Source organism: Bacillus licheniformis DSM 13 = ATCC 14580 (genome assembly GCF_000011645.1).
In the GTDB taxonomy this organism is placed as follows: Bacteria; Bacillota; Bacilli; order Bacillales; family Bacillaceae; genus Bacillus; species Bacillus licheniformis.
Genome location: NC_006270.3, coordinates 4,161,240 through 4,174,152 on the forward strand (window position 1 = coordinate 4,161,240; position 12,913 = coordinate 4,174,152).

The 12,913-nt window shown below is 35.4% G+C and carries 13 protein-coding genes; 4 read left to right on the forward strand and 9 right to left on the reverse strand.

What is annotated here, in order from left to right; all coding sequences use genetic code 11:
• Nucleotides 1–36 precede the first annotated feature (36 nt).
• Entirely contained in the window at nt 37–531 is a 495-nt protein-coding gene (locus tag TRNA_RS42700) for a hypothetical protein (RefSeq protein WP_011198477.1), read from the forward strand.
• Between the two features lie 95 nt (nt 532–626).
• On the opposite strand, the gene TRNA_RS42705 is transcribed toward TRNA_RS42700, so the two are convergent.
• The 9 genes from TRNA_RS42705 to TRNA_RS42745 all read right to left on the reverse strand — a co-directional run bounded on the left by TRNA_RS42705 (nt 627) and on the right by TRNA_RS42745 (nt 11,119).
• A complete protein-coding gene (locus tag TRNA_RS42705) occupies nt 627–1,541 on the reverse strand; it encodes a hypothetical protein (protein ID WP_011198478.1) in 915 nt (304 codons plus the stop codon).
• A 117-nt stretch (nt 1,542–1,658) separates the two neighbouring features.
• Nucleotides 1,659–2,384: a SprT family zinc-dependent metalloprotease gene (locus TRNA_RS42710; RefSeq protein WP_011198479.1), complete on the reverse strand. Its 726-nt coding sequence runs from the start codon at nt 2,382–2,384 to the stop codon at nt 1,659–1,661.
• Nucleotides 2,385–2,395: 11 nt separating this feature from the next.
• Nucleotides 2,396–5,503, reverse strand: coding sequence for a type I restriction endonuclease subunit R (locus TRNA_RS42715; protein ID WP_011198480.1), 3,108 nt, complete (start codon nt 5,501–5,503; stop codon nt 2,396–2,398).
• Nucleotides 5,504–5,548: 45 nt separating this feature from the next.
• Nucleotides 5,549–6,712, reverse strand: coding sequence for a restriction endonuclease subunit S (locus TRNA_RS42720; protein ID WP_011198481.1), 1,164 nt, complete (start codon nt 6,710–6,712; stop codon nt 5,549–5,551).
• Nucleotides 6,713–6,733: 21 nt separating this feature from the next.
• Nucleotides 6,734–7,738: a virulence RhuM family protein gene (locus TRNA_RS42725; RefSeq protein ID WP_011198482.1), complete on the reverse strand. Its 1,005-nt coding sequence runs from the start codon at nt 7,736–7,738 to the stop codon at nt 6,734–6,736.
• A gap of 23 nt (nt 7,739–7,761) precedes the next feature.
• Nucleotides 7,762–8,256 carry a hypothetical protein gene (locus TRNA_RS42730; protein WP_011198483.1) on the reverse strand — a complete coding sequence of 165 codons (495 nt, stop codon included), beginning with the start codon at nt 8,254–8,256 and terminating at the stop codon, nt 7,762–7,764.
• 36 nt (nt 8,257–8,292) lie between these two features.
• Nucleotides 8,293–9,822: a type I restriction-modification system subunit M gene (locus TRNA_RS42735; RefSeq protein WP_011198484.1), complete on the reverse strand. Its 1,530-nt coding sequence runs from the start codon at nt 9,820–9,822 to the stop codon at nt 8,293–8,295.
• Nucleotides 9,819–10,415 carry a restriction endonuclease gene (locus tag TRNA_RS42740; protein WP_011198485.1) on the reverse strand — a complete coding sequence of 199 codons (597 nt, stop codon included), beginning with the start codon at nt 10,413–10,415 and terminating at the stop codon, nt 9,819–9,821. The genes TRNA_RS42735 and TRNA_RS42740 overlap by 4 nt, the downstream gene beginning before the upstream one ends.
• Nucleotides 10,416–10,555: 140 nt before the next feature.
• Nucleotides 10,556–11,119 (reverse strand): hypothetical protein, encoded by a 564-nt coding sequence (locus tag TRNA_RS42745; protein WP_011198486.1) that lies wholly within the window; start codon nt 11,117–11,119, stop codon nt 10,556–10,558.
• Nucleotides 11,120–11,210: 91 nt separating this feature from the next.
• On the opposite strand from TRNA_RS42745, the gene TRNA_RS43750 reads away from it, so the two are divergent.
• The 3 genes from TRNA_RS43750 to TRNA_RS44325 are packed head-to-tail and all read left to right on the forward strand — an operon-like array spanning nt 11,211 to nt 12,905.
• On the forward strand, nt 11,211–11,384 hold the full coding sequence (locus TRNA_RS43750; protein ID WP_011198487.1) for a hypothetical protein: 174 nt from the start codon (nt 11,211–11,213) through the stop codon (nt 11,382–11,384).
• Between the two features lie 7 nt (nt 11,385–11,391).
• Nucleotides 11,392–11,607, forward strand: a complete 216-nt coding sequence (locus tag TRNA_RS44320; RefSeq protein ID WP_011201781.1) for a recombinase family protein — start codon at nt 11,392–11,394, stop codon at nt 11,605–11,607.
• 29 nt (nt 11,608–11,636) lie between these two features.
• A complete protein-coding gene (locus tag TRNA_RS44325) occupies nt 11,637–12,905 on the forward strand; it encodes a recombinase family protein (protein WP_251186393.1) in 1,269 nt (422 codons plus the stop codon).
• Nucleotides 12,906–12,913 lie beyond the last annotated feature (8 nt).

Here is a 12,913-nt window from a genome sequence, read left to right on the forward strand (position 1 = left end):
CTATAATATAAAAACAATTGCAAAGGAGGTGTATAGATGAACAAGGACAAATTCCAAACAACAGATAGCAAAAGTCGTGTAACCTTCGTAAATGAGTTATTAAAAAGAGAAGATTTTGATTTACAAAAAGTAGCGGATGTTCTTGAAATGAACTATTCTACCTTTACTAAACTGATGCAAGAAGACGATTATGTTTATATTAAACGGGAAAACCAGTATTACAAATTTGTTCGTGACGAAAGCCAGATATTTACTATTTCTGACCAAACTGATTCTGAGATGGATTATATTAAAGCGAATTTTTCCCTTCTAAAGAGCATAATAGAACGATATAAACACAAAGATGACTTCATTATTGATAAGCGTATTTTCCGATCTACCTCTAAAACCTCCAGTAAAAACTTCCGTATGCCAGACGATCTCTACCAAAACTTTGTTGCTACTTGTGAAAACGAGTTCCCCCACTTGAAAATCCAAGATATTATTGCTCAACTTCTTCTCGACTTTACAGATAAATATTCCGACAAGTAAAAAGAAAATTGAAAGGTAAGGCAGTGCCAATAGCAATGCTTAAATTGGAACTGCCTTATTTTAAAGGAGCATATATTAAAACTAATGCTTTTCTATTATCCAAGTACCTTCTTTACTTTTCCTTTCCAATCATTTCGATGAATAAGCCGCCATTCATGAAGATTGTTTTTGATAATTTCCGCTTTACTCATTTTAGACACGCTTTCCCAATCCCCTTTAACAATATAAGTAGCGTTGCCTACATTTGCACTTTCAAAAACATATAATTCCTTATCCTTAAATCCGAATACAACATAACCTGAAAAGCCATTCTGACCAATTGCTTCAAAATCAGGCTTATATTGAACGATTGTTTCAAGTCTTTCCCAAATTACCATCTGTTTTGATTTTTTACTTGATTCAACTATTTCTTTAAAACGTTCCTTTCGTTCTTCCCATGGCAATTCTTTACTCTCCAAAAAGATCCAATTGTATCGCTTTAAATATGAAGGTTTGTAATAGGTATCTAACTGTTCTGAGAAAACTTCACAATATCCTACTAACTCTAAAATAATATTTGCTCCAACTGTAGCTATCTCCGAATCTGTTTCTTTATTAAAAGTTTCATTTATCAATAAAAATAAATCATCACCTTTTGCTTCAATTACAATTTCAAATCCTGTTCCTGGTATAATCTCTTTTTTATAAACTTGACGGGGAATATCAACGAAATCTGTCACTTCCTCCGTTTGATCTCTCCCTCTGAACTCCTTACGTGTGGAATACATAGAAACATAGATAGTTTCTTTGGGAAGATCTCTTCTTATAATCTCCTTACCTTCTACATTGAAACGAGTAAACCTGCCAACTATAGGCGGAAACATTGCTTGTCCAGCTTCGAAAGCAGGAAAACCTATCTTTTCTATTTTCTCTTTGTTTTCATTCGTAATTTTCACTCCTAATCGAAAAACACCATCAACTAACTTAATATATTTCTCAATAGATCTAATGTAACTTTTACCTTGAATCATTTTTCACCATTCTCCCTTCGATAATATAAAATCTTTGGCTCTATTCTGATAAAAAAAGACAGCTCTAATCTAATTAGAAACTGTCTTTCCTTCGTATCTTGATGTCAGTTCGTGTTGTTAAAGTTCTTGGACAATCTCTTCATCGAGTATTGTTTTCCGTTTTTCCCAATCGGGCATAAGAGTATATAACATTTTATAAAAGTTATCGCTGTGGTCGTTGTATTTAAAATGAATCAGCTCATGCAGAACAACGTAGTCGATGCAATGTTTGGGAGCTTTAATTAGTTCCGTATTCAAAAGTATTGTATTTTTATCTACTAATGCTGAACCCCATCGTGCTTTCATCAATCGTAAATCTAAAGAGGGCTTTTCTACACCATATTTCTGCATATATAAGCTCATTTTGTCGAGGGACTCTTGAAAAATTTTCAGAGCTTTTTCCCGATACCAACCATCCATCAACTTCTCTTTCCGCTTATAGTTTTGTGGATTTTGAACATATAAGTAAATAAACCCTCTAAAATACTTTACCATTTCTTCGTCTTCTGTTTTTTCGACACGCAAACGGTATTGCTTCCCTAAATAACGAAAAGACTCCCCACTTACATACTCTCGCTCACTCTGTTTATGAGGTAATACGTCTTCGAATGTTTTCACATTCTTTACAATCCAAGCACCTTTACTTTTCACAAAATCATAAATAAAATCAATCGGTACTTTGTCATTTGCTGATACTTGAATAGTCCGATCAGGCTTAATGTTTAAATTCACATTCTTAACGTTTTTACGTTCAAGCATAAAATCAATACATTTGTTGCCATACTGGATTTGATGTCTTTCCATGTTGTCACAACCTAATAACGTCTGATAGCTACCGTTTTTATTTGTTCAATTAATTTATCAATCGTGTCATAATCTAACTCAACGTTATGTTCTTTGGAAAAGTCATATAAGAGATCATCCAAATCTTGTGCAATGCGATTATGGATTTGAAGGTTGTTATGCCAATCGACCTTCTGATGCTGTTTGATGATTTCATCCATCTTCAAGGCTAATTCTCCAAGCAAATCCTCACCGTAACTTGCACGTTCTTCTTTCGTTTCACTTAAAATGTCTTTCGTCACACCGTAAAACGCCTGTGCATCTTTATTTTCTTTGATGACAGTCGGATAATCTTCTTTTGATTCACCGTTTCTGTAATCGTTCATAATATCTTTCATCTTGTTCAAGTATTCTGCTTCAGAAATCCGCTTATCCTTATATTCCTGAATCGCCTCTTGAATCCGTTCAGAAAACTTCTTATAGTAAGCAGGGTTTTCATCCCATTTCGCATGGACACTCTTCGTTAATCGTGTCCGAATGGCATCCGCTTTTGCTCGTTTCGATTCTAAACGCTCCAACTCTTCTTCAAAGGCCTTTTCATTTAGAATATCGACTGGGTTTGTAATACGGATGACTTGCTCTGCTGAGATATATTGATCCATCAGCTTTTGCATTTTCGCCTCATACTCTTTATGGTCAATTGTATCCGAATAACGCAATTTTACACTTTTTCTTAGCTCTTGGAAAAACTTCAAGTCCTTTTTATACGTGGCAAGTTCTTCTGGCTGTAGTGCATTATAGATTCGTTCGGATTCCAATGCAATCCCAAGGTTACGACCGAATTGACTTAATGTATCATAAAACGATTCTCTCTTCTCTTCATCTTCTAACAATACTTCATACTCTTCGACATCTTGCTTATTTTTAATTGATGAGAACAGTTGCAGTAAGTCAGAATGATGCTGACGAAGTGAACCGACTACGCTAATGACATCATGAATGGCTCCTTGCAGATCTTTCGGATCAAAATTCTCTAACCCTGCACCTGAATACATTTGCAGAGCTTCATCTAATTTTGATAACAATCCACGATAATCAATAATAAGTCCGTAGTCTTTTCCTTCGTATAGTCTATTTACCCTGGCGATTGCTTGTAAGAGCGTATGTTCTTTCATTGGTTTATCAATATATAAAATCGAAGCCCTTGGAGCATCAAAACCTGTCAGTAGTTTGTCTACTACAATAAGTAAATCAATATCATCACCATGAATAAACTCATCTTTAATGGCATCTTCATAGTCTTCTGCTGTCCCATACCGATTCATCATTCGTTGCCAAAAACGTTGGATCTTATCATTCGATTCTTCATCTATCGCATCATGACCTTCTCGTTGGTCTGGTGGAGAGATAACGACTGCACAGTTTAAATCACCCAGTTCTTCAAAGGCTTCTAAATAACGAATCGCTTCCATCTTGCTATTAGTCGCAAGCATGGCTTTAAACTGAGAACCTTGTGTCTTGTAATTGCGATAAAAATGATCATTAATATCAAATGCAACCATACTAATGCGTTGGTCAGAAGAAGCAATTCGTTCAAAATGACTCCATTTTTTCATCACTTCATCTTTTTGCTTATCGTTCAAATGACGAGTGATCATCGAAAGTCGGTTATCAATCGCTGTTTTATTAACCGTTTGATCAACCATTTTCCCTTCGTACAACAGCGGAACGATCGCTCGATCTTTTACTCCATCGGCAATTGTGTATTTATGAATGAGCTTTCCAAATTTGATCATCGTGCTTTTTTCTTTTTTCATGAGAGGTGTTCCTGTAAAGCCTAAGTAGCAGGCATTTGGGAACACTTTTCTCATTTTAATGTGCAATTCTCCATATTGGCTTCTGTGCGATTCATCAACAAGTACAAAGATGTCTCTTGATTCAATTGGCTGTTGTTTTGTTGATGCCGTATCGAATTTATGCACTAATGTCGTGACGATATCAGCATTCCCATCTTTAATCAGTGAAACTAAATGGCTTCCAGATGTCGCTCGACTTGCTTTTAATCTCGTGTGATTAAACGTTTTGTGAATTTGCTTATCCAGTTCTACCCTGTCTGTTACAACAATAATTTTTGGATGGTAGTCATTTAACTCTGATAAAATGTAACGGGCAAGCATCACCATTGTGAGCGATTTCCCACTACCTTGCGTGTGCCAGATAACCCCGCTCTGTCGATTCCCATTTTCATCCCGCTCTTGAATTGTTGTTAATATCTCTTTTATCGCAAAATATTGCTGATAACGTGTCACCTTTTTTACATCTTTATCAAACAGTGTAAAGAAACATGTCAATTCAAGCAGTCGTTCAGGGTGGAATAAGGAAATGATGTTTTTGTCTTGCATCGTTGGCAATCGGTTTTCAACGGTTTGATGTAACCAATGATCTAACCATTCCTCATGCTCTTCTTTCCACACTGACCAGAACTTCTTCGGTGTTCCACATGTCGCATATTTTGTTTCGTTTTTATTTGTTGCCATCACCATCTGTACAAACTTAAACAGTTGGGGAACATAGTCATTTTTTTGATTTCGAATCATTTGACTAATCCCTTGTTCCATGGAAATCGAAGCCTTTTTACACTCAATAACCGCAAACGGAATGCCATTTACAAACAACACAATGTCTGGACGAACTGTACCCCTGCCGTCTACACGTTCAACAGAAAATTCCTCTACAATGTGAAAAACATTATTTTCAACATTCTCCCAATCAATATATTGAATGGTAAATGACTTTTTCGAGCCGTCTGGAAGTAATTCCGTATAAGTTCTTCCTAACATCAACGTTTCATAAATGCTTTCATTTGCCTTTACAAGTCCGTTTGTGAGTGGCTCATCCAAATCTCGCATCGCTTGTTGGATGTTCGCTTCACTGAACTTGTACGTAACACCTTTATACTGATAGGAATTTAACTCCTTCAATTTATTTTCCAATACCGTTTTCAGCAAAACGCTATAGAGATTCTCACGCATCGCCTCAGCTCGTTCAGCCTCTATGTACTCATATCCTAAGCCTTGCAACACCTCGATCGCAGGCTGTTGACTAATGTAACGTTCATCATAACTTTGCGGAATCGACATTTCTCCACCTCCATTGTTGAGAATAAAGGAAAAGGAGTAAAGGAATTATACCTTCACTCGGACTTTCCCTGTTAGAAGAAGTTGCATAAGACCTTGTTTTTGTTTTCTATAAGTCTCTAATTCTTTCTCTAACAAATAAATTTCTTTATCACTACATTCTAAAATTTTTGACTGTCTTTGTTGTTCTCTAAGTGACGGGAGTTTAATTGTTAACTTGTATAATTCCTTAGGTTGGATCCGTTTAGAACCTGTACCACTTGAGATATTTTCTAAATTAGTATAGAAGCTTTCTCTTGAAAAATAATAATAAAACCAGAGACCATCTACACCTTCTTTAAAATCAAAACAAGGTATGTCAGATGAAGACTGGAATCCATCTAACTCTTTTGGAATCAATCCAAATGCCCCCTTATGAAGATTCTGTTTCCCATAAATAAATTGGCCTTCTTTTCTGATATATTGTGTAGTTGCTCCCTCTTTTTCCACCGTAGATATTTCTCTTTTACAAACACCTTTTAAATTTAATCGCACAGTAATCCTTTTATCTAATTGCGGATTTTTTGCAATTACCTTGCTTTCTTCTAATAGTTCACCGATTTTTTTCTTTTCCCATTTGTCACTAAACCCAGGCAATCTCACTTTACCAGTCAGCAACTTCTGCATTAACCCTTTTTTCTGCTCTTTCTTCTGCTCGATTAGCTTTTCTTTTAGCTCAATTGCCTTATCCCAGGTAGAGAGGATGGAGGCGATTTTTTGTTGTTCTGCAAATAATGGAATACCGACAATCATATCTTTTATTTCATTACTACTAAGATTTGGGAAAGTAGAACCCGCAGTCTTTTGTAATAACTGATTAACTTTATAATTTAATGTGTAATAAATAAAACTTGTTTCAGCTTTATCTTTTTTAGCTCTAATAGAAGCTACTCCTCGACCAATGCAATATTCATCATCAGCTATATTCATCCGTCCTGTTGAACTTCCTCTTACACACAATAATATATCCCCAGCTTTACAAAGTTTTGTAGGTTTAGATGTCCATTGTTTTACAACTGGGTATTTATTCGTAAATTCTGTTGGTCCATTGATTAAACCGATTCCATCCTTGATATCATTATAGGAATTACCTGGTGGCGACTGGCCCATAGTAATGTCAGCAATGTCACTAAGATTTCCATTTTCCCATTTGTATTGCTTAAATGCTTCCATGAAATTCACCTAAAATCCTTTCTATTTTTCACTGTCTAACTGCTTCCTTTGTTCCAAAAATTGATCAAAATCATCTTTCTTCGGTTCTGCTAATCGTTGTTGATGAAACACTTCATATTGTTCGTTTGCAAATTGTTCCGCTACTTTGGCTTTAATTTTCCCAGCGTTAGTTAATATTTCATGTTCATTAAACTCTAAAAATGCATCTAATTTTTCTGCCCAATCCTTCATGTACATCGGCTTTTTCTTTTTCGCTTGTGTTTCTGCATAGTCTAAATACATTGTCACGATACGGTTTAAATCGCTGAGTTCTTCTTGTGTTAAATAATTTTTCGCCACAGTGACATCATGTTTACGCACTTTGTCACCTTTCCAACTCGTTAAGCCCATGTTTGGCTTTGTTGCATCCGCTCGTTTCATTATCAGTTCCGAAGCAGTATGTCCATGGATTGCAAAATGGAGTTTATTTTGAACGGTTGCAAAGAATTCTCTTGCAATTGGTGTATTCGGATCGTAATCAATAGATGTAGCATAGATATCTGTTATTTTGTAATAAAAACGTCTTTCGGAAGCACGAATATCACGAATACGTTCCAATAATTCATCAAAATAATCTGCCCCAATATTCCGCATTTCTTTTAAGCGTTCATCATCCATCGTAAAACCTTTTACCATGTATTCATTTAAACGCTCTGTTGCCCATTGACGGAATTGTGTACCACGATGAGATCGAACACGATAGCCGACTGCAATGATAACTTCAAGGTTGTAAAAGGTCACTTCACGTTCAACTTCACGAGAACCCTCAACTTGAACTATTCGGTTTTTCCGAATAGTTGCCTCCTCTGTTAACTCACCTTCAGCATATATATTTTTAATATGCTCATTTATTGTTGGAACACCCTTTTGAAACAGCTCTGCCATTGCCTTTTGCGTCATCCAGACGGTTTCACCTTCTAAACGGACTTGAATTTTCGTATCGCCATTTTCGGTTTGGTACATTAGAAAATTAGATTCATTATTCACCTAATCACCTCTTTTAATTATCATCAAGTAGAGACCATTGAAAATTCACTTAATCTCTTATTCAAGTTTTTAATAACCTTAAGTGGAGTTTCTTTTAGTTCTATACCAGTTCCATAAACTAAATGGTTCCATGCACCTTTTTCAGATTTAACCGACACACGTCGATTTTCTGTTTTAAAACCTACACCGATACACTGATTAAATTCCTCTCTACTTAAAATCACTATCTCACTATTAACTAAATCTTCAACCCCGCAAATAAAAGCAAACATATTGATAGATTGGTCTTGTTGAATGTTGTTTACTTCATCCAAATTGAATGGAAAATGCCACATTCTGTTTTGACCTTTATTACTTTGCTTCGATACATACTTCGTATAAACTTTATAGTCACCATAATTAGTTGACAATTTATAAATACGTCTTTTTTCGCTATTTTCAAAAATAGCTGGGGCAAATCCGCTATTTACCAACTGTGATAAAAATGCCCCATAATAAAAATCCCCCTTTGCTAACATCTTAATTCCCCCTTTGTACTGAAAAAACTACATTTGTTACAGCCCTAATTCCTTCAAATATTTCTCCATCTCCGCTTCCACTTCTTGTAGCTCTTGTTTGATGTTTGCGATATTCTCTTTCACCGCATGCATATCCACTGGCTCTTCTTCTTCAAATGTGTCAACGTACCGAGGAATGTTTAGGTTATAGTCGTTTTCCTTTATTTCATCTAAAGTGGCAACATAGGAGTATTTATCAATCGTTTCACGCTTTTCATATGTGTCAACAATTTTAGCGATGTCTTGTTCTCTTAGCTGATTTTGATTTTTCCCTTTTTCGTAGTTCCCTTCGGCAGATGCATCAATAAAAAGAACATCTTTACGAGTACGATTTTTCTTGAACACAAGGATACAAGCAGGGATTCCAGTTCCATAAAACAGACCTTCTGGTAAGCCAATCACCGCATCCAGTAAGTTCATCTCAATGATTTGTTGACGAATTTTGCCTTCGCTTGCCCCTCGGAAAAGAACACCATGTGGAAGAATCGTTGCCATTCGACCGTTTTCCGCTAATGAATAAAGCATGTGTTGAACGAAAGCATAATCTCCTTTTGAACTTGGTGGAACACCCCACTCAAAACGTCTATGTGGATCTAAACTTGCTTCCATTTTAAACTTGCTGTCGTTTGTTCCTTCTCCCGCAAAGCCCATCGCCCACTTATCAAGAGAGAATGGTGGATTCGCTACAATTGCTTGGAACTTCATTAGCTTTCCATCTTCTAAGTGAAGTGGATTTGCTAACGTATCGCCCCATTCAATTTTCGCATCGTCTATACCATGCAAATACATATTCATTAATGCTAATGAGTGCGTGGCTCCGTTTCTTTCTTGTCCATAAATAGCTACTTTCTTATTTGGTACTTGATTTGCTACACGAATAAGAAGTGATCCTGATCCACACGTCGGATCATACACCCTATCATTTTCCTGTGGTTTAACAAGACGTGCTAACAGTTCCGAAGCCATAGAAGGCGTGTAAAATTCTCCGCCCTTCTTACCCGCATCAGATGCAAAACGTTCGATCATGTATTGATAAGCATCACCGATGACATCTTCACTTCCTACAACAGAAGGCTTTAATGTCAGTTTATTAAAATCCTCTAATAAAGAACGGAGCATTGCATTTCGTTCTTTTGCCTTCCCAAGAATCGCTTCACTGTTGAAGTCAATGTTACGGAAGACACCTCTCAACTTACCTGTGTTTTCGTTTTCCAGACGTTCCAATGCTTTATTAATAATTTCACCAATTTCTGCATCATTCCGTTTGCTATACAAATAATCAAATGTAGACTGTTCATCTAACACAAAACGTTCCCTTGATAACGCACGTTGAATACGTTGCTCATCACCATTATAACGCTTCGTATACTCTTCTAAATGCTCTTTATAAGCATCACTTAAATACTTGATGAACAGCATTGTCAGTATATAATCCTTGTATGTACTGGAATCGACCTTTCCTCTAAATGTGTCGGCCGCTTGCCATAAAACACTGTTAATTTGGTCTTTTGTTACTTTTTCACTCATTCTAATTCCTCCCTTATTTCACCTTGCACAATTTGCTTTGTGATGGCGTTAAACCATTTTTCCTTTTCTTCAATTAATCTATTGTAGAGTGTTTTTTCTTGCTGATGTAACCTCCACAGTTTAATAACAGCTTGTTGCTTGAAAATAGGTATATCTTCAATCGGAATCGAATTTAATGCCGATTTATTTGTACTTGGTATACGAGTTCCAGCCTGCGAACGTTCCAATTCTTTTTTAACACTGTCTGTATTTAAGTACCATGCTACATATTCAGATATAAATTTAGACTGATCCACTTTAATAATGGCAAAGTAAGATGGGACTAATAAGCCTGATTTTGTTTCATCTATATAGACAGACGTATGAGGATAATTTAATCGAATTAGTACATCGCCTGCTTCCGTAAAGTGTTGATTATTTAACAGGTCATTGCTATGGAACACTTCGAATGGTTCATCGTTAAAGACTCCCTCTTCAGTAATATTTTTTAAGGTAATTAAGTTATATGTGGCTTTCACTTCGTTCCCCACTTCTACTTTCTTTCTCGTTAAAACAAGTCCTGTTCGAATGTCTGCAATATCTCCAAGATTCATAGTACACCTCCTTCTAAATTTGTTAAATCGAATATTTAATTCCGTTTGTTAAATGAATTATATAACAAAAACAAGTTAAAAGTAAATACATTCCAGAAAAAAAGAGCCTTGTTTTTTAAACAAAGCTCACACAAATAATATTAGCCGTTATACAGGTAGAAATCTGCCATTCCTTCTTGCCGTATTCGATGACTGTCTTCTATCTCCCATGGTTCTTCTTCCAAAAAGTCCTCCACCAATCTATTAGGCGAATAATCCAATCTTGTTAAAATTGCAGATTGAATGCCTTTTGTACCTTTTTCTTCCTGTTCACTTATAACATTTATATCTTTTCCACCATATAGGTAAGGACTAAAGAACAAAATGAATTGTTCAAATATCTCAGCGATTTGTTCAAATGTTTCTTCATAGGTTTGCAATGGTTGAAAATAAACACCGACTTTCCGATCTTTAAATATGACTTGAGAGTGTATTTTTTGTCGAATTGTTTGCTCCATATTTTTAAATCTCTCATATTCTTTTCCTCTTGAGGAATCGAAATTTAGTTCAACAAATGCCAGTGATTTTGCGTTATTTGCCGAACAACGATAAGAGATGTTGCTTCGACCAGATCCAACTGTAAGCACGTGATCGTGGAGGTTCGTTTTTTTCCGATAATGAAAGTTTAAAAAGTACGGCAATCTCTTTTGCAATACTTCGAACATATCTCCTCTTTTTCTACATAGGTTAATGACACTTTCCTCATGTCATTAACCTTGATAACCTCAAAAATTCACTACGAAAGGAAGATCCCCAATGAAAGAATCCCCTACTTTAAATCTCCATGAAGAAATTGAAAAACAATTATTAATTGGAGCAGAGCTGGAAAAATACAATGCCCGAAAATTTCTTAACTTACTGTCCGATATGATTGTCAAATATGAATCTACTATTTACGACAAATTTAAGGAAAGCAGATTAGGAGCGTGAATGATTTATGCGAGCTGTTGGTTACGTTCGAGTAAGTACCGATAAACAATTAGACAATACTTCTATTGGAAAACAAAGAGAGGAAATTGAAAAATACTGCAAAAATAATGATATTTCCCTCGTTCACATCTTTGATGAGGGGGCGAAATCGGCTGAATCATTTAAAAATCGTACTGAATTTAAAGAGTTGTACTCATTTGTTTTAGATAAAAAAACAAAATAGATTACGTTGTTGTTTATGATTCTGATCGTATATCGAGGGATAATTTAGAATCCCTTTATATTTATAAGCGATTAACACAGGCGGGAATAAACCTTATCTGTATAGCTGACAATATTGATACAAGAGATCCAAGAGCGAAAATTCTTTACCAAATCATGTCATTAGTTGCTGAATTAGAAAGAGATATGATTATTTTCCGAACAAACTCTGGCATGGAAAAAAGAGCTTCTGAAGGACATTTTAATGGAGGCGTAATTTATGGATATGCATCAAAGAATAAGAAACTTAAAATTGTGCCTGAAGAAGCAAAAGTCATAAATTATATTTTTGAGAAGTATGCGATAAATCAGTGGGGTTATAGAAAAATAGCGTCACACCTAAATACTTTAGGTATCACTACTAAAAAAAATAATTTATGGTCAATAACTGCCGTAAAAACGATACTAAGTAACCCCATATATATTGGCAAAGTAAAGTGGCGGAATGAACTGAGAGATGGAAAACATGCTCCCATCATAGATATAGAATTATGGGAGAAAACACAGCAAGTAATGGATCTAAACAGTTATGTGCAAGAGAAGTTGCATCCTGGAAGCTTCCCCTTATCAGGTTTGTTAAAATGTCCAGAATGTGGTTCAGCCATGGTACAAGGAAATAGCAGTCCAAAATACAAATACTACCAATTCTCCAGAAATAAGAACAGTGGTAGTAAGGCATGTTCCTCAAACCTTGTAAAAAAGGATTATGCTGAGCAACATGTATTTGATCAATTATTTTGTGATTTGCAAAAATACAATGTTAAAGAGCCATTGATTAAAATGATTCACTCATACGCCATGAGTGAAATTGAGCCATTGGAAACAACTATCAAGACGTATGAAGTTGAGTTAGAGGAATTAAAAACGAAGAGAAAAGAACTTATAAATTGGAGGCTAAAAGATATTATTTCAGAAGAGATTTTAAAAGAGGAAATGGAAGATTTACGAGAGGAAGAAAAATTAATAATAACTCGAATTGAAAAATTACAGCACCTCATTAAACTCAGAGATAAAACCTTTTTAACCAATATCATTTCAACTTCACTACACGATCTAAAGAACTTTTTCAATATTATCGAAGATGATGACAAAAAGGAATTACTTCGTTCTCTCATTGAAGAGATTCACGTAAATCCAGGAAAAACTACTAAGGATAGAACGATCAAAGAAGTGATTTATAAGTTTGATTTAAAATATTTGAAATCAATTGAACTAAGAGAAGGGGAACATCTTTTCTCTTTTTTGTGTTTCATATTATAATTACAAGG